Genomic DNA, 14,992 nt, shown 5'->3' on the forward strand with positions numbered 1-14,992 from the left:
GCATTCACGCGTCGCCGGCCGCATCCCCGTTGTAACGAGCCTGCCGAGTATCGCCCCATGACTGAATTCGTTGTCGCCATCCCGGCCCGCTATGCCGCCTCGCGGCTGCCGGGCAAGCCGCTGCGTCTGCTGGGTGGTGAGCCGCTGGTGCTGCACGTGGCGCGCCGCGCGCTGCAGGCGGGCGCCGGCGAGGTATGGGTCGCTACCGACGATCAACGCATTGCCGACGCACTGTCCGGGCTGGCCGAGGTGAAGGTGGCGATGACCGCCACATCGCATGCGTCCGGAACCGACCGCCTGGCCGAATGTGCGCGCATTGCCGGCTGGGCCGACGACACCGTGGTGGTCAACCTGCAGGGCGACGAACCGTTCGCGCCTGCGGCCGGCATCCGTGCGGTGGCCGAAGCGCTGGTCGGTGGCAACGCACCCATGTCGACCCTGGCCACCTCCGTCGAGGACGCGCAGACGCTGTTCGACCCGAATGTGGTCAAGCTGGTGCGCAACGTGCGCAACGAGGCGATGTACTTCAGCCGCGCACCGATCGCCTGGCACCGCGATGGTTTCGCGCGCAGCCGCGACACGCTGCCCGAAGGGCATGCCTGGCTGCGCCACATCGGCATCTACGGCTACCGCGCCGGTTTCCTGCAGCAGTTCGCGGCGATGCCGCCGGGCCAGCTGGAGCAGGTTGAATCGCTGGAGCAGCTGCGGGTGCTGGAAGCGGGCCATCCGATCAGCGTGGCGATCTCGCCGGAACCGTTCCCGCCCGGCATCGACACGCCCGAGGATCTGGAACGCGCTGAAGCGTTGCTGCAGACGCTGGTCGCGCAATGAGGCTGCTGGTCGTCTGCCTCGGCAACATCTGCCGTTCGCCGATGGCCGAAGGTGCGCTCCGCGCACGCCTGGACGCTTCACCGCTGGCGGGGCGGGTGCAGGTGGATTCGGCCGGCACCGGCGACTGGCATGTCGGCGAGCCGCCGGACCGGCGCGCGATTGCCTGTGCGGCCGGGCATGGCGTGGACATCGGCGGCCTGCGTGCGCGCCAGCTGCAGGCCGTGGATTTCGACCGCTTCGACTGGATCCTGTGCGCCGACGAGGCGAACCTGCGGGATGCGGGACGCTTGGCTGCACCTGCCCAGCGCGAGCGGCTGGCGCTGTACCTGCCCTGGTCGGGCGGGGAGGGGCGGGTGGCCATTCCAGACCCCTACACCGGCGGCAGCGATCACTTCGAACAGGTCTGGACGCTGGTCGACAATGCTGCAAAACGTGCAGTGGCACGACTGTTGCATGACGCCGACTCCGGCATAATCGGGCCATGAACGTCCAGCCCGTCCCGGACCTGCCCGAGTTCGCCACCTGGCTCAATGCCGCCCCCTGCACCCTGACCGAACTGCGTGGTCGGCCGGTGGCGCTGTTGTTCGTCAACGCCGCGTCTGCCTGGAGCGCGCAGCGCCTGGCCGAGTTCGGTCAGTGGCTGTCGCGTCACCCCGGCATGCTGCAGCCGCTGGTGTTGCAGGTACCGCGCTTCGATTTCGAGCGTGACGCCGGCGCCGCACTGAAACTGCTGCGGCGCCAAGGGCTGTCAATGCCAGTCCTGCTCGATGCCGACTGGGATGGCTGGCGTCGCTTCGGCATCACATCGTGGCCGACCGTGGTGCTGCTGGACGCGCAGGGGCGCGAACAGCAACGGCTGGTCGGGCTGGGTGCCCCGGGAGACCTTGAGCGTGCGTTGAATGCGCTGTGCCACGGCGCGCCGTCGGCGCCGCCGCGTGGCGGTACCGAACTGCATCCGGAGCCGCGGCAGGCCCTGCGTTTTCCGCTGGGCCTGGCGGTCAGCACCGAACGCCTGTACATCGCCGACAGTGGCCATCACCGCATCCTCGAATGCAGCCATGGCGGGCGCATCCTGCGCCAGTTCGGGTTGGGGACGGCCGATTTCATGGACGGCAACCTTGCCGAAGCGGCGTTCCATCGTCCGCAGGCGCTGGTGCTGGAGCGCGACGCGCTGTACGTGGCCGATACCGGCAACCATGCCGTGCGCCGCATCAACCTGCTGACCGGCATCGTCGACACGCTGTGCGGCAATGGCCGCCCCGGTGCGCCGGCGGAGGGCCCGGTAGCGCAGGCGCGGCAGGTCTCGCTGGACCACCCGGTCGGCCTGGCCATCGCCGACAACCAGCTGCACATCGCCATGGCCGGCGACAACCGCATCTGGAGCTACCACCTCGGGCAGCGCAGCCTGCAGTGGCGCGCCGGCAGCGGTGCCATCGACGAGCGTGATGGCAGCGGCCACCTGGCCGCGTTCGCACAGCCGACCGCACTGGCCGTGGTGCAGCAGGTGCTGTACGTGGCCGATGCGCTGGGCTCCTCGATCCGTGCACTGCAGCTGCGCGGGGATCTGGTGCAGACGCTGGTCGGGCAGGGCCCCTGGCGTTTCGGTGATGAAGATGGCCCGCGCGCGCAGGCCAGCCTGCAGTTCCCACAGGCGATCGCGCTGAGTCCGGATGCGCCGCTGCTGTGGATTGCCGATACCGGCAATGGCCGCCTGCGCACGCTGCGCCTGGGCGGTGGCGAACTGACGACCCAGCCGCTGCCGCGCCGCCTGCATGGCCCGGCCGGTCTGGCCGTGGGTGCCGGTGCGGTGTGGATCGCCGAGACCGATGCCCACGCCATACTGCGATTCGACCCCGAAAGCGGCGTGCTCAGCGAAGTGCCGATCAGCGAATGACCGACGTTCCCGCCCCGGCCTTCGACGGCAAGGCCTTCGCGGCCCAGCTCAGTACCGCCCCCGGTGTGTACCGCATGTACGCTGCCGACGACACCCTGCTGTATGTCGGCAAGGCGCGTGCGCTGCGCAACCGTGTTGGCAGCTATTTCAACGGCAGCCCGAAGAATGCACGGATCATGTCGATGATCTCGCAGATCGTGCGCATGGACGTGACCGTCACGCGTTCGGAAGCCGAAGCGCTGCTGCTGGAAAACCAGCTGATCAAGTCGCTGTCGCCGCGTTACAACGTCTCGCTGCGCGACGACAAGACCTATCCGCATGTGCTGCTGACCCGTGAGGACTGGCCGCGCATCGCGCTGCATCGCGGCCCGCGTGCCATTCCCGGGCGCTATTTCGGGCCGTATCCCGGCGTCACTGCGGTGCGCGAGACGCTGAACCTGATGCACAAGCTGTTCAAGCTGCGCAGCTGCGAGGACAGCGTGTTCCGCAACCGTTCGCGGCCGTGCCTGCAGTACCAGATCGGCCGCTGCAGCGCGCCCTGCGTGGAGCTGGTGCCGGCGCCGGACTACGCCGAATCGGTGCGCCGCGCCGCGCTGTTCCTGGAAGGCAAGAGTGACGAGCTGACCCGTGAGCTGGGCGAGCAGATGCAGGCCGCCAGCGAGGCACTGGAGTTCGAACAGGCCGCGCGCCTTCGTGACCTGATTTCCTCGCTGCGCAGCATGCAGACCCGCCAGTATGTGGACGGCCGCGCCGCCGACCTGGACGTGCTGGCGGTGGCCATGCAGGGCTCGCAGGCCTGCGTGCTGCTGCTGGCCTTCCGTGATGGCCGCAACCTCGGCACCCGCCCGTTCTTCCCGCGCACCAACGGCGAGGAAAGCCCGGAGGAAGTGCTGGCCGCGTTCGTTTCGCAGTACTACATCGAGTTCGAGCCGCCGCGCGAGATCCTGCTGGACCGCGAAATCCCGGATGCTGACCTGCTGGTTGCCGCGCTGTCAGCCTCGGCCGAGCGCAAGGTGCAGCTGAAGTGGAATGTGCGCGGCGAGCGCGCCGGCTACGTGGAACTGGCCAGCCGCAACGCGCAGCTGACCCTGGCCACCGAACTCAACAGCCGCAACGCGCAGCACGCGCGCAGCGATGCGCTGCGCGACATGCTGGGCCTGGCCGAGCCGGTCAAGCGCGTGGAATGCTTCGACATCAGCCACACGCTGGGCGAGGCCACCGTGGCCTCGTGCGTGGTGTTCGACGCCGCCGGTCCGGTGCGCGCGCAGTACCGCCGTTTCAACATCAGCGGCATCGAGCCGGGCGATGACTATGCCGCCATGCGCCAGGCCATCGATCGCCGCTTCCGCCGTGCGGTGGAAGAGCAGGGCGTGCTGCCGGACGTCCTGCTTATCGACGGTGGTGCCGGCCAGTTGGCGCAGGCCCAGGCCGCACTGGCCGACCTTGGCGTGGAAGGCGTGCTGCTGGTGGGCGTGGCCAAGGGCGTGGAGCGCCGCGCCGGCCACGAAGCGCTGGTGATGCCCGATGGCCGCGAGCTGCGCCCGGGCGCGGCCAATCCGGCGCTGCAGTTCATCCAGCAGGTGCGCGACGAGGCGCACCGCTTCGCCATCACCGGCCATCGCGGCCGCCGCCAGAAGGCACGGATGACCAGCAAGCTGGAGGACATCCCCGGCATCGGGCCGCGCCGCCGCGCCAGCCTGCTCAAGCATTTCGGTGGCCTGGTCGGCCTGAAAGCGGCCGGTGAAGCGGAAATCGCCAAGGTGGAAGGCATCAATGACGCCCTTGCGGCACGCATCTACGCTAACCTGCACGGGTTGGCCACGCCCGATGCGGCCGAGTAGAGAGAGAAGCACGCAAGCATGAAGTTGACCCTGCCCACCTGGCTGACGTTGTTGCGGATCGTGATGATCCCGGTGCTGGTGCTGGTGTTCTACCTGCCCTACACCTGGACCAACTTCGCTTCGGCGGCGATCTTCGGCCTGGCCGCGATCACCGACTGGCTCGACGGCTGGATCGCCCGCCGCTACCAGCTGGAGTCGGCCTTCGGTGCCTTCCTCGACCCGGTCGCGGACAAGCTGATGGTGGCGGTGGCGCTGTTCCTGATCGTGCAGGGCCACCCGACGCCGTGGATGGCGTTCTGGGCGGCGGTGATCGTTGGTCGTGAGATCGCGGTGTCGGCGCTGCGCGAATGGATGGCCGAACTGGGCCAGCGCGCCAAGGTGCGCGTGGCGATGATCGGCAAGGTCAAGACCACCGCGCAGATGGTCGCGCTGCTGTGCCTGCTGTATTCAGTGGCGCCGAACGTGCCGGTGGAAGACATCTGGATGGGCTGGCCGGTGTTCCACATCGGCGACTGGACGCTGGCGATTGCCGCCGTGCTGACCCTGTGGTCGGGCCTGCAGTACCTGCACGCCGCCTGGCCGAGCCTGCGCGATGACGAGCGCGCGGCGCGCGAGCGTGCGCGGCAGAAGAAGCTGGGCAACTGAGCACCGGGGTCGGATCCCTTTCCGAAGCAAGGGGCTCTGACGCCATCGATGCTGGCATCCACGCATGGCGTGGATCTACTGGAAATGCTGCATCCACGGATGATGCGGATCCATCGGTTTGCGGGGATGCTGTAGTAGATCCACGCCATGCGTGGATACGCGGCGCCAGGCATCCCGCATTCCCTGAAAAAAAGCGCTTGACGCCATCCTTGGAACAGGTAGAATTTCGCCTCCCAAGCGGGAATAGCTCAGTTGGTAGAGCGCAACCTTGCCAAGGTTGAGGTCGCGAGTTCGAGTCTCGTTTCCCGCTCCAGATTCAAGAAAAACGCTCCCGCAAGGGAGCGTTTTTCGTTATGCGCGGCAGCGTAGTGTCCCCGCAGATCAATCATCATCCTGCGCCGCCGCGCGCGAACGCATGCCGGTGATGCGTGCTTCCTCGCGTGCCAGCTGGCGGTCGGCAAACCACTCCTGCACGTCGCCCGCGAAGCTCGCCGGGCGGCCCTTGCCCTGCACGCCCTCGGCAATCGAGGCCAGGCTGGAACGCGCCAGTTCTTCGCGCATGGCCTTCTGCGCATTGATCATCACCGCGTGGATACCGCACACGCCACGGTTGGCCCATCGCGGCGGGCTGCCATCGAACAGTGCGCAGCGCCCACGGATTTCCTGGCAGTCGAACAGTGCCTTCTGTCCCTCAACGGCGTCGACCACATCCAGCACGCTGATGTCCTCGGGTGCACGCGCCAACTGGTAGCCGCCGCGGATGCCGCCAGTGGACTCGACGATTCCCGCTTTCTCCAGCTTGGGGAAGATCTTTGCCATGAAGGCCGCAGGCACACCCTGCAGTTCAGCCAGGTCGCGGCTGCTCGGGCGTTGTTCCAGCGGCGGAACCAACCAGAGCAGGCAGTGCAGGGCGTACTCGACGCCCGTTCCAATGTGGGCCATGGAACCGGTCCAGGAAAATATAACGCGGACTATAGGGGCCTGAGTTACCTGCCGCAACCCTGCGCAGCTTCATGCAGATCTTTGATTTCATTGGCGTTGTGGCAGGGAAAGGGGGCGGGGCAGGGAGGCGCTGTCCTGAACGGTGCCGCGTTCAGGCGCTTGCACCAAGTAACGCGGACTCATATGATCCGCGTTACGTGGTGCGGATACGCAGCGCATCATTCACGCCCATGCCGACCGGGCATGTGGGCGCCTGAACCCCATTCCCTGAAGGATTTCCTCCGTGTCCCAACGCATTCTTGTCATCGGCGCTGGCTTTGCCGGCATGTGGAGCGCGCTCGCCGCCGCCCGTCTTCTCGACCAGGCCGCGCGCCGTGATGTGGAGATCGTGCTGGTTGCGCCGTCGCCGGAACTGCATGTGCGCCCGCGCCTCTACGAAAAGGGGCCGGAGCGCATGACGGCACCGCTGCGGGCGATCTTCGATGCCGTTGGCGTGCGCTATCTTGCCGGCCGCGTCGAACACATCGATGTCGCCAATCAGCAGGTGCAGGTGGTGGGCACGGGTACCGATTCCGCTGGGCAGACGCTGTACTACGACCGCCTGGTGCTGGCCGCCGGTAGTCGTCTGAACTGCCCGCCCATTCCCGGCTTGCAGCAGCACGCCTTCAACGTCGACCAGATTGCCGATGCAGCCCGCCTGCAGGCGCATATGGATAGTCTTGCTGCTCGCCCGCAGAGCGCGGCGCGCAATACGGTGGTGATCGCCGGTGCGGGCTTCACCGGTATCGAAACCGCAGCGGAAATGCCGGCGCGCCTGCGCGAAGTGCTCGGCGCCGATGCTGCGGTGGACGTCATCATGGTTGAGCGTGCCGACGCGCTGGGCCCGGACCTGGGCGAAGGCCCACGCCCGGTCATCACGCAGGCGCTCAAGGAGTTGGGCGTGTCCTGGCGCCTGGGCTCGGGCGTCGCACGCGTGGATGCGGGTGGCGTGACGCTGGAGAACGGAGAACGCATCGACGCCGCCACCGTTGTCTGGACGGCCGGTGCACGTGCCAGTGCGTTGACTGCCCAGATTCCCGGCCAGCACGATGCGGTGGGTCGCCTGCATGTGGACCGCACTCTCAAGGCGAAGGGTGTCGACGCGGTGTTCGCTACCGGTGACTGCGCGCACGCCGCCACCGATGACGAGGGCAACGTGGCGATGATGTCCTGCCAGCACGCGATGAACCTGGGGCGCTCCGCCGGACACAACGCCGCGGCTGACCTGATCGGGGAAGCGATGATTCCGTATGCGCAGCCCAAGTACGTGACCTGCCTGGACCTGGGGCCGTGGGGGGCTGTCTACACCGAGGGCTGGGATCGTCAGGTCGTGCTGTCAGGCGCCGAGGCCAAGGCGCTCAAGACGCGGATCAACACCGAATGGATCTATCCGCCCACGGGTGAGCGCGCGGAGATCCTCGCGTCGGCAGACCCGCTCAGGATTGTGGTGGCCTGACGGCGCAAAGAAGTCCTGCAAGCAACGTTCCCGAAAGGGAGCGTTGCGCTTCATCCCCACTTCACCGCCACTCCTTCGCCTCACCACGCGACTGCTCGAAGCTGCATCTCCGTTCCTCCAGGACGATGCAGCAATGCCCCACACTCCCTCCGCCTACGACCACGACGTAGTGATCGTAGGCGCAAGTTTCGCCGGTGCCGCCTGCGCGTTGGCTGCCGCCCAATACGGCCTGCGCGTCTGCGTGCTGGAACGCAAGGCCGACCCCGGCGAGCGCCTGCACACCACCGGCATCGTGGTGAAAGAGGCGATGGAGCAGACCTGGCTGGGGCGCATGCCCGAACACCTGGTGCAACGCGTTGCCAATGTGCGCCTGTATGCGCCGAACCTGCGCAGCGTGTTGCTGGCCGCACCGGGCTACTACTTCCTCACCACCGATACGCCGAACCTGATGCGTTGGCTCGCCAGTGAACTGATCGCCAATGGTGTCGACCTGCGCCTGCAGCAGTCCTTCACCGACGCCCATCGCAGTGGTGACGGCTGGCAGGTGGAAGCGGCGGGGCGCTGCGCCTATCTGGTCGGCGCCGATGGCGCGCGTTCACGCGTGGCCCGGCGCACCGGCCTCGGCCAGGTGCGTGACAACCTCTACGGCGTCGAACGTGAGTTCACCGGTCTGCAGTTGCCACAGGGCGACGCACTCCATTGGTTCGTCAGCAAGCGCTTTGCACCGGGCTACATCGGCTGGGTCGCGCAGAATCCAACCGGCCTGCAGGTGGGGTTGGCGCTGCGTCATGACCCGCAACAGGTGCGGCCGCCGGACATCGATGGTTTCCTCGATCACGTGCGCGACGTGGTCGGCATTCCGCCTTCGGCGCGCCCCTCGGCCACCCGCGCCGGCCTGGTGCCCTGCGGTCGGCTTGAGGGTCCGATCACCCGCCAACGGCTGATCCTGACCGGCGACGCGGCCGGCATCGTCTCGCCCTTGTCCGCCGGAGGCATCCACTCCTCGTGGCGGCACGGCTGGGCCGTCGGCGAGGCGATTGCCCGCCATCTGCGTGGCCAAGGGCCGGAAGCGGAACGGGTGGCGCAGCAGGTGGCGCCGGCATTCCATGGCAAGCGCCTGTTGCGCTGGGGGATGGATCACCTGCAGGCCGACTGGCCGCTCAACGCGCTGCTGCATACGGCGGTCACGCGGCGCGTCGCCGAGCAGGTCTACTTCCACCGCCGTGGCCTGCGCACGTGAAGAGAGCGGGCGGGGGCGTCTGGACGTCGCCCCACAATGCAGGTGAAAATTCCTGTTGACGCCGTGCAGCAATATCGACACAATAGCGCTCCTTCGACGCAGGTCGAACGAAATCTGCGGGAATAGCTCAGTTGGTAGAGCGCAACCTTGCCAAGGTTGAGGTCGCGAGTTCGAGTCTCGTTTCCCGCTCCAGATTCAAGAAGAACGCTCCCGAAAGGGGGCGTTTTTCGTTTGTCACACCGGTTGCACCATTGCCGCGCTAGCGTGGCTCGCCGGGCTGGGCGATGCACCAGGTCCGGGCATCCTGCTGGTCGAAACCGGGGCAGCGGTTGTCCTGCGGGATGTAGACGTAGGGAACGTCATCCTTGTAGGTGAAGTGGTAGTAGTAGGTTCGATCCTTTCCGTACAACCAGTAGTTGGACGAGCCCTGGTTGATGGCATACGGCTCGAAGGTGAGGATCGAGGATTCAGCGGGGATGAAGTTGCTGCGCTCCATCAGAAGCAGCAGGGCGTTCGAGACCAGTGGGGTGGTCAGCACGAGCGCGATCCCACCTGCAGTCGCTGTCGTGATCGAACCAATCAGCAGCCAGCGGCTGGGGTATTTCACGGTCGGGCAGCATTGAGGCAAGACGGTGCCGCACTGTGCATTACGCCGTGAAAGTCGTCCAGTGTTTCGTGTCGAGAACGCATTGAAAGCGTGGTGAAAGGCTGGATCAGCGTTGCCTGAACCGCACGCGTGCTGTGACCTTTTTCGGACCATTTCTCCATGTTCGCTCCACAATCGCACGGTAGCCTTCATGCTCCTTCTACACGTTGGCGGGCTGGTGGTCAGGCGTATCACTCCAGTGGCAGTGCCCAGGACCGGGCGCGGATTCTCCCTGCAGGCAGTGCTGCGCCCCGGCGCGCTGCTGGCAAGCCTGGCTCTGGCTGGCTGCATGTCGGTGTCCGTCCCGGACCTGCCTGACCGCACACCCAGCGCCTGGACCCAGGTGCCGCAGGGGCAGGGCGTGGCGGTGGACGCCAGGCAGTGGTGGAAGGTGCTGGCCGACCCGGCGCTGGACGGCCTGGTCGACCAGGCCATCGCCGGCAACCTCGACCTGCAGCAGGCCACGCTGCGGCTGCAGGCCGTGCGGATCGTCGCCGGCACGTCGGACTCGCGCTTCCTGCCGGAAATATCGGCCAGCGCCAAGCAGGTGCAGGACGCTGCTGCGGTCGATACCTATTTCCATGCCGGCATCGAAGCGATCTGGGACCTGGGCCTGTTCGGTGCCGCCGAGAGCGCGCAGCTGAGTGCGCAGGCTTCGGCCGGCAATGCCGAGGCGCTGCGCAATGCCGCGCAGGTGGCGGTGATTGCCGACGTGGTGCGCAGCTATCTGGACCTGGCCGTGGCACAGGCCCAACAGGACCTGCTGGCCCAGCAGCAGACCGTGGATGACCGCGGCGAACAACTGGCGCTGGTCCGCCAGCGCCTGCGCCTGGATGAACCGGGCGAACTGGATCGCCTGCGCGCACGCCAGGCCGCCACCCGCGCCGCCATCGCACAGGCTCGGGAAAACGCTGACAACGCGGCCCGCGCGCTGGCCCTGCTGCTGGGCCGTGACGGTCCGGATCCGGCCTGGCGCACGTACCGCACGCCGCCGAAGCTGGGCACGTTCTCGCTGCAGCAGGTTCCTGCGGATCTGCTGCGCCACCGGCCACAGATCCTGCTGGCCGAATCGGAGGTGATGCAGGCCGCAGCCAGCAAGGGCTCCGCGCGCGCGGCAATGTATCCGCGGGTCAGCCTCGGCGGCTCGATCCTGTACGCCTACAACCTCACCCAGAATGCCCGTTCCAACTCCGATTCCAGTCCCTCGATAGGCCCGTACATCGATATTCCGCTGTGGGACTGGGGCCAGCGCCGCGCACGTTTCCAGGCCGATGAGAAGCAGCTGGATGCCGCGCTGCTCGGCTATCGCAAGGCAGTGCTGGAGGGCGTGAGTGAAGTGGAAGGCGCGCTGGGCAGCCTTGCACGCCAGGACAGCAGCATCCAGTCGCTGCGCGCGGCCAACGATGCAGCCGGACAGCAGGTCAGGCGCCAGGCGCGGCAGGTTCAGCTGGGCCTGTCCAGCGAATTCGACGGGCTGGACACGCAGCGTGCCGCGCTGGCCTCGCAGGCCGACCTGATCGGTGCGCAGGGCGCACGCGTGCTCGCCTTTGCGTCGCTGTACCGCGCGCTTGGCGGCGCACCGCTGCCGGTCGAGGGTGAGGGCGAACAGCAATGATCGCGCTGGCCCGCAAGACCCTGGCCTACGAGTGGCGCCGGTTCCTGCCGGTGGTGCTGGCAATGTGCTTTGCCGGCGTGTTGCTGATCGTGCAGGCCGCACTGGTGCTGGGCATCTTCGGCACCGCGGCGATCTACGTGAAAGCATCGTCGGCTGATATATGGGCCGGTTTCCCCGGCACCCAGAGCGTGAACTACGGGCATGCGATCAGCGCGGACGTGGAAAGCCACCTGCGCATGGATCCGGAGGTCACCCGCGTCGAACCCTACGAATGGGTGGATGGCGAGTGGCGTTCCAACGCGCAGGGCACCGGCAATGTGTCGGTGTACCTGTCCGGCATTTCCACCCGCGATGACGCGATGATGTTCGCGCGCATCCTGCCGTCCGATCTGCGTGCACAGCTGCGTGAACCGGGCGCCGTGATCGTCGACAGCGCCGACCTGGATACGCTGGGCGTGGACCTGCAGAACAACCGCGCCTGGATCAACGGCAAGGCCGTGCGCGTGGTTGCCGCACAACCCGGACTGCGCGGCCTGGGTGGCGTCAACGTGCTGGCTTCGCTGGATACCGCGCGCGCCATCGCGGGTACCGATCCGCATGAAGGCAGCACTTATTTCGTGGCGGGCCTGCGCTCGCCTGATCTGGCCGATCGCGTGCGTGACCGCTTGGCCGCATCGATGGGCCGGGCCACACCGGTCGAGTTCTGGACCGCGCCGGAATTCGCCAGCCGCTCGCAGCAGTACTGGCTGTTCGATACCGGCGCTGGCATCGCGGTGTTGTTCATGGCGGTCATCGTCTGCTTTGTCGGTGCGGTGATCACCAACCAGTCGTTCGCCTCGGTGGTGGCCGGTTCGGTACGCGAGTACGCCACGCTCAACGCACTCGGTGCAGGTCGCTATGCACTGGCGCGGGTGGTGTTCGAGCAGGCCTTGCTGATCGGCGGCGTGGGCATGTTGCTGGCCGCAGCCTTCAGCACCGTGGTGCTGTTGATCGCGCAGACCCAGCGCGTGCCGGTGCAGCTGACGCCGATGGTGATTCTGGGCTGCGTGGCGCTGGTTGCGGTGATGGCCATGCTGTCGAGCATCATGGCGGTCCGCAGCGTGGTCCGTTCCGATCCATCGTTGCTGCTGCGCTGAGGGCTGGCCGATGACCTCCAAACATGCCGTCGCCCCCACGTTGCAGGCCGACGCACTGGAAAAGGGCTTCATGTCCGGCGATGTGCAGGTGCCGGTGCTGCGTGGCCTGTCGCTGGACATCTATCCCGGCGAGCTGACCCTGGTATCCGGCCCGTCCGGCTGCGGCAAGAGCACGCTGTTGTCGCTGCTTTCCGGCCTGTCCGCACCCGATGGTGGTCGCGTGCATGCTCTCGGCCAGGATGTGGGCCACATGAGCCGCAGCGAAGTGGAGCGTTTCCGCCTGCACCATGTCGGTTTCGTGTTCCAGGGCTTCAACCTGTTCCCGGCACTGACCGCGCTGGAACAGGTGCAGCTGCCACTGGGCTACCGCGGCATGAGCAATCGCGAAAGCGAACCGCTGGCCCGCAAGGCACTGGAAGAGGTTGGCCTCAGCCACCGCAGCCACATGCGCCCGGCGCAGCTGTCCGGTGGCGAGAAGCAGCGTGTGGCCGTTGCCCGCGCCTTCGCCAAGTCGCCGACGCTGATCTTCGCCGACGAACCCACCAGTGCGCTGGATGCCGAGAACGGCCAGCGCGTGATCGACATCCTGCATCGCTACGCACGTGCGCATGGCGCCACCGTGCTGTGCGTGAGCCACGATCCGCGCCTGATCCGGCATGCCGATCGGGTGATCGCCATGGAGGACGGCATGGTCCGTGATGACCGCCGCCAGAACGAAACTGTAGAGTCCGCCCCATGACCAAGACGTCGCACCTGCTTCCCCTCAGCCTGGCCCTGTCGGCAGCATTGCTGCTCGGTGCCTGTTCCAGGGAAGCGCCCACCCCCGCATCGGCACCCTCAGGCAAGGCGGGCACTGCTGCCGCCGGCAAGGTCGCCGTGGCGCGGGGCATCATCGACGTCGAGGGCGGGCTGATCGCACTGGCGCCGCCGGTCGATGGCTCGATCACTGCCGCGCCGGTGAAGGAGGGCGCCACGGTGAAGAAGGGGCAGCTGCTGCTGTCGCTGGATGGCGCCCTGTTGCAACAGGAGGTGGCGATGGCCGCCGCCGATCTGGCCCTGGCCAATGACCGCCTGAAGGGCAGCCAGGCGCAGCTGCGCGAACTGGAGCGCAACGCCACGCGCCTGTCCACGGGCGCCAGCGAAGGCGTGTCCTCGAACCAGCAGGCCGACGCGGCCAGGCAGCAGCTGGCTGGCGTACGCGCCGATGTCGATGTGGCCGGTGCGCAGGTCGACATGGCCCAGCACAAGCTGGAACACGCCAGACTGAAACTGCAGCAGATGTCGCTGAGCGCGCCGGAAGCCGGCACCGTGGTCGGCCAGGTGCCGGGCCTCGGCGCCTTCGTGCAGGCTGGCAAGCCGGCGATCTCGCTGCTGCCGGCGCGGCCGCTGCAGGTACGCGCCGAACTCAGCGCCGCCTACGCCGACGCCGTGCAGGTGGGCATGAAGGCTACCATCGTGCCGGACAGCGATGGCGCCGAAAACACCGGCACGCTGCCGTCCGCACGCGTGGTGCGCATCAGTCCGGTGTTTGCGCAGGCACGCCTGCCTGAAGACGCAGGGCGTGGCGTGGCCAAGGTGGTGGAGTGCGTGCTGGAGTTCGACGGCGCGGCCAAGGCGCGCTTCGGCCAGCATGTGCGGGTGGAGTTCCGGAAGTAGGCCTGGCGTCGTGGTGGGCGGCTATGAACCCACTCGACGCCTGAGTGTCCGCCATGCGCTTACCGCCGATACCACGCACAGCGCCAGCAGCAGTCCCACGTCCAGCAGCAGCAGCCACAGCAGATGCATGCCGTGCACCGGTGGCTGGTGCATGGCCGACAGCATCCACGGTACCGACCACGCCAGCAGCAGCGCGAAGGCGATCAGCAGGCGCAACCACAGCCGCTTCAGTTTCCACGGCCGTACGATCAGGGCGGCCACCACCAGCTCGACGGTACCCAGCAGGGCGAACACGATGACGGTGCTGGTCGGGTAGGGCAGCTCGGCGCCTTCCAGGCGATGCAGCAGCCAGTAGTCCGGAGTGAAGCCGGCATTGACCAGCGCGGCGATCAGTGCCAGCCAGGTCAACGCAACCAGCAACCAGAACAGGCGGACGTAGCGTCTAGGCATCGGCGGTGTCCGTGGTGGCAGGCAGGCGGTTGTGTGATGCATACCACGCGGATATGGCAATCGCGGCCAGTGCCAGCAGGCCGGGCCCGACGGTGAAGTACAGCAGGCGCAGCGGGTGGTTGTGCATCAGTGTCCAGCTCGCGAACGCGAGGGGAATCGCCAGCACCAACAGCTTGGCGAACAGCGGCCGCAACATCGCGATCAGCGGCTGGGCGCCAATGAACATCCAGAACAGATGGAACTGGGCGATGCCCAGGCCGATGTCACGATGCGAGGTGAAGCCGAAATGGTCGCGATACGCGTTCATTCCCAGCGGTATCAGTGCCCAGTACAACAGGGCCACCAGCAGATGCAGCAGCAGGGCGATCAACAGGGGCGTGCCGCGAAGGAGCATGGGCGAACGGGGCTGGGCGGGGCAGCGTACCCCAGCGCGGACGCGCGTGACCGCATGATGTGAAGACTGTTGACGGCGTGAAGGAATTTGGACACAATAGCGCTCCTTCGACGCAGGTCGAACGGAATCTGCGGGAATAGCTCAGTTGGTAGAGCGCAACCTTGCCAAGGTTGAGGTCGCGAGTTCGAGTCTCGTTTCCCGCTCCAT

At 67.1% G+C, this 14,992-nt stretch carries 15 protein-coding genes and 3 tRNA genes; 14 read left to right on the top strand and 4 right to left on the bottom strand.

Annotated features, from left to right (window positions below):
* The first annotated feature begins 57 nt into the window (after window positions 1-57).
* The 6 genes from kdsB (at window position 58) to D7T59_RS14810 (ending at window position 5,524) form a co-directional block, all read left to right on the top strand.
* Complete coding sequence (kdsB, locus tag D7T59_RS14785; protein WP_180851558.1) at window positions 58-831, top strand: 3-deoxy-manno-octulosonate cytidylyltransferase; 774 nt, start codon at window positions 58-60, stop codon at window positions 829-831.
* A complete protein-coding gene (locus D7T59_RS14790) occupies window positions 828-1,316 on the top strand; it encodes a low molecular weight protein-tyrosine-phosphatase (protein WP_180851559.1) in 489 nt (162 codons plus the stop codon). Before kdsB ends, D7T59_RS14790 begins: the two co-directional genes overlap by 4 nt.
* On the top strand, window positions 1,313-2,725 hold the full coding sequence (locus D7T59_RS14795) for a hypothetical protein (protein ID WP_164136075.1): 1,413 nt from the start codon (window positions 1,313-1,315) through the stop codon (window positions 2,723-2,725). Before D7T59_RS14790 ends, D7T59_RS14795 begins: the two co-directional genes overlap by 4 nt.
* A complete protein-coding gene (gene uvrC / locus D7T59_RS14800; protein WP_164136074.1) occupies window positions 2,722-4,566 on the top strand; it encodes an excinuclease ABC subunit UvrC in 1,845 nt (614 codons plus the stop codon). Before D7T59_RS14795 ends, uvrC begins: the two co-directional genes overlap by 4 nt.
* 18 nt (window positions 4,567-4,584) lie before the next feature.
* A complete protein-coding gene (gene pgsA / locus D7T59_RS14805; protein ID WP_012510614.1) occupies window positions 4,585-5,211 on the top strand; it encodes a CDP-diacylglycerol--glycerol-3-phosphate 3-phosphatidyltransferase in 627 nt (208 codons plus the stop codon).
* 237 nt (window positions 5,212-5,448) lie between these two features.
* A tRNA-Gly gene (locus D7T59_RS14810) sits at window positions 5,449-5,524 on the top strand.
* 68 nt (window positions 5,525-5,592) lie between these two features.
* Here the strand turns inward: D7T59_RS14810 and D7T59_RS14815 are convergent.
* Entirely contained in the window at window positions 5,593-6,153 is a 561-nt protein-coding gene (locus D7T59_RS14815) for an RrF2 family transcriptional regulator (RefSeq protein WP_164136073.1), read from the bottom strand.
* Between the two features lie 283 nt (window positions 6,154-6,436).
* Here D7T59_RS14815 and D7T59_RS14820 point away from each other — a divergent pair, with 283 nt between their 5' ends.
* From D7T59_RS14820 to D7T59_RS14830, 3 genes are all read left to right on the top strand, one after another.
* Window positions 6,437-7,648 carry an FAD-dependent oxidoreductase gene (locus D7T59_RS14820; RefSeq protein WP_180851560.1) on the top strand — a complete coding sequence of 404 codons (1,212 nt, stop codon included), beginning with the start codon at window positions 6,437-6,439 and terminating at the stop codon, window positions 7,646-7,648.
* Window positions 7,649-7,781: 133 nt separating this feature from the next.
* Window positions 7,782-8,888, top strand: a complete 1,107-nt coding sequence (locus D7T59_RS14825; RefSeq protein WP_180851561.1) for an NAD(P)/FAD-dependent oxidoreductase — start codon at window positions 7,782-7,784, stop codon at window positions 8,886-8,888.
* Window positions 8,889-9,004: 116 nt separating this feature from the next.
* Window positions 9,005-9,080: transfer RNA gene (locus D7T59_RS14830), tRNA-Gly, on the top strand.
* A gap of 67 nt (window positions 9,081-9,147) precedes the next feature.
* Here the strand turns inward: D7T59_RS14830 and D7T59_RS14835 are convergent.
* Window positions 9,148-9,426: a hypothetical protein gene (locus D7T59_RS14835; RefSeq protein ID WP_343203073.1), complete on the bottom strand. Its 279-nt coding sequence runs from the start codon at window positions 9,424-9,426 to the stop codon at window positions 9,148-9,150.
* A gap of 259 nt (window positions 9,427-9,685) precedes the next feature.
* On the opposite strand from D7T59_RS14835, the gene D7T59_RS14840 reads away from it, so the two are divergent.
* From D7T59_RS14840 to D7T59_RS14855, 4 genes are read left to right on the top strand one after another with little or no spacing between them, the layout of a single operon-like run.
* The gene (locus tag D7T59_RS14840; RefSeq protein WP_180851562.1) at window positions 9,686-11,149 is read left to right on the top strand and encodes an efflux transporter outer membrane subunit; all 1,464 of its coding nucleotides are present in this window, start codon (window positions 9,686-9,688) and stop codon (window positions 11,147-11,149) included.
* Complete coding sequence (locus tag D7T59_RS14845; RefSeq protein ID WP_180851563.1) at window positions 11,146-12,285, top strand: ABC transporter permease; 1,140 nt, start codon at window positions 11,146-11,148, stop codon at window positions 12,283-12,285. The genes D7T59_RS14840 and D7T59_RS14845 overlap by 4 nt, the downstream gene beginning before the upstream one ends.
* Window positions 12,286-12,295: 10 nt before the next feature.
* A complete protein-coding gene (locus tag D7T59_RS14850; protein ID WP_164136068.1) occupies window positions 12,296-13,024 on the top strand; it encodes an ABC transporter ATP-binding protein in 729 nt (242 codons plus the stop codon).
* Window positions 13,021-13,941, top strand: a complete 921-nt coding sequence (locus tag D7T59_RS14855) for an HlyD family secretion protein (protein ID WP_180851564.1) — start codon at window positions 13,021-13,023, stop codon at window positions 13,939-13,941. The genes D7T59_RS14850 and D7T59_RS14855 overlap by 4 nt, the downstream gene beginning before the upstream one ends.
* Window positions 13,942-13,962: 21 nt before the next feature.
* On the opposite strand, the gene D7T59_RS14860 is transcribed toward D7T59_RS14855, so the two are convergent.
* Window positions 13,963-14,391: a hypothetical protein gene (locus tag D7T59_RS14860; protein ID WP_180851565.1), complete on the bottom strand. Its 429-nt coding sequence runs from the start codon at window positions 14,389-14,391 to the stop codon at window positions 13,963-13,965.
* On the bottom strand, window positions 14,384-14,785 hold the full coding sequence (locus D7T59_RS14865; RefSeq protein WP_180851566.1) for a hypothetical protein: 402 nt from the start codon (window positions 14,783-14,785) through the stop codon (window positions 14,384-14,386). Before D7T59_RS14865 ends, D7T59_RS14860 begins: the two co-directional genes overlap by 8 nt.
* A gap of 130 nt (window positions 14,786-14,915) precedes the next feature.
* Between D7T59_RS14865 and D7T59_RS14870 the strand changes: the two genes are divergently transcribed.
* Window positions 14,916-14,991: transfer RNA gene (locus D7T59_RS14870), tRNA-Gly, on the top strand.
* Window position 14,992 lies beyond the last annotated feature (1 nt).

It is taken from the genome of Stenotrophomonas maltophilia, from assembly GCF_013464915.1.
GTDB lineage: Bacteria > Pseudomonadota > Gammaproteobacteria > Xanthomonadales > Xanthomonadaceae > Stenotrophomonas > Stenotrophomonas maltophilia_AT.

Excerpts from the sequence above, each read along its gene's own strand:
- D7T59_RS14850 (WP_164136068.1), top strand. The coding sequence starts at position 12,296 with ATGACCTCCAAACATGCCGTCGCCCCCACGTTGCAGGCCGACGCACTG.
- D7T59_RS14860 (WP_180851565.1), bottom strand. The coding sequence starts at position 14,391 with ATGCCTAGACGCTACGTCCGCCTGTTCTGGTTGCTGGTTGCGTTGACC.
- D7T59_RS14825 (WP_180851561.1), top strand. The coding sequence starts at position 7,782 with ATGCCCCACACTCCCTCCGCCTACGACCACGACGTAGTGATCGTAGGC.
- kdsB (WP_180851558.1), top strand. The coding sequence starts at position 58 with ATGACTGAATTCGTTGTCGCCATCCCGGCCCGCTATGCCGCCTCGCGG.
- D7T59_RS14815 (WP_164136073.1), bottom strand. The coding sequence starts at position 6,153 with ATGGCCCACATTGGAACGGGCGTCGAGTACGCCCTGCACTGCCTGCTC.
- D7T59_RS14795 (WP_164136075.1), top strand. The coding sequence starts at position 1,313 with ATGAACGTCCAGCCCGTCCCGGACCTGCCCGAGTTCGCCACCTGGCTC.
- D7T59_RS14855 (WP_180851564.1), top strand. The coding sequence starts at position 13,021 with ATGACCAAGACGTCGCACCTGCTTCCCCTCAGCCTGGCCCTGTCGGCA.
- D7T59_RS14790 (WP_180851559.1), top strand. The coding sequence starts at position 828 with ATGAGGCTGCTGGTCGTCTGCCTCGGCAACATCTGCCGTTCGCCGATG.
- pgsA (WP_012510614.1), top strand. The coding sequence starts at position 4,585 with ATGAAGTTGACCCTGCCCACCTGGCTGACGTTGTTGCGGATCGTGATG.
- uvrC (WP_164136074.1), top strand. The coding sequence starts at position 2,722 with ATGACCGACGTTCCCGCCCCGGCCTTCGACGGCAAGGCCTTCGCGGCC.
- D7T59_RS14840 (WP_180851562.1), top strand. The coding sequence starts at position 9,686 with ATGCTCCTTCTACACGTTGGCGGGCTGGTGGTCAGGCGTATCACTCCA.
- D7T59_RS14865 (WP_180851566.1), bottom strand. The coding sequence starts at position 14,785 with ATGCTCCTTCGCGGCACGCCCCTGTTGATCGCCCTGCTGCTGCATCTG.
- D7T59_RS14845 (WP_180851563.1), top strand. The coding sequence starts at position 11,146 with ATGATCGCGCTGGCCCGCAAGACCCTGGCCTACGAGTGGCGCCGGTTC.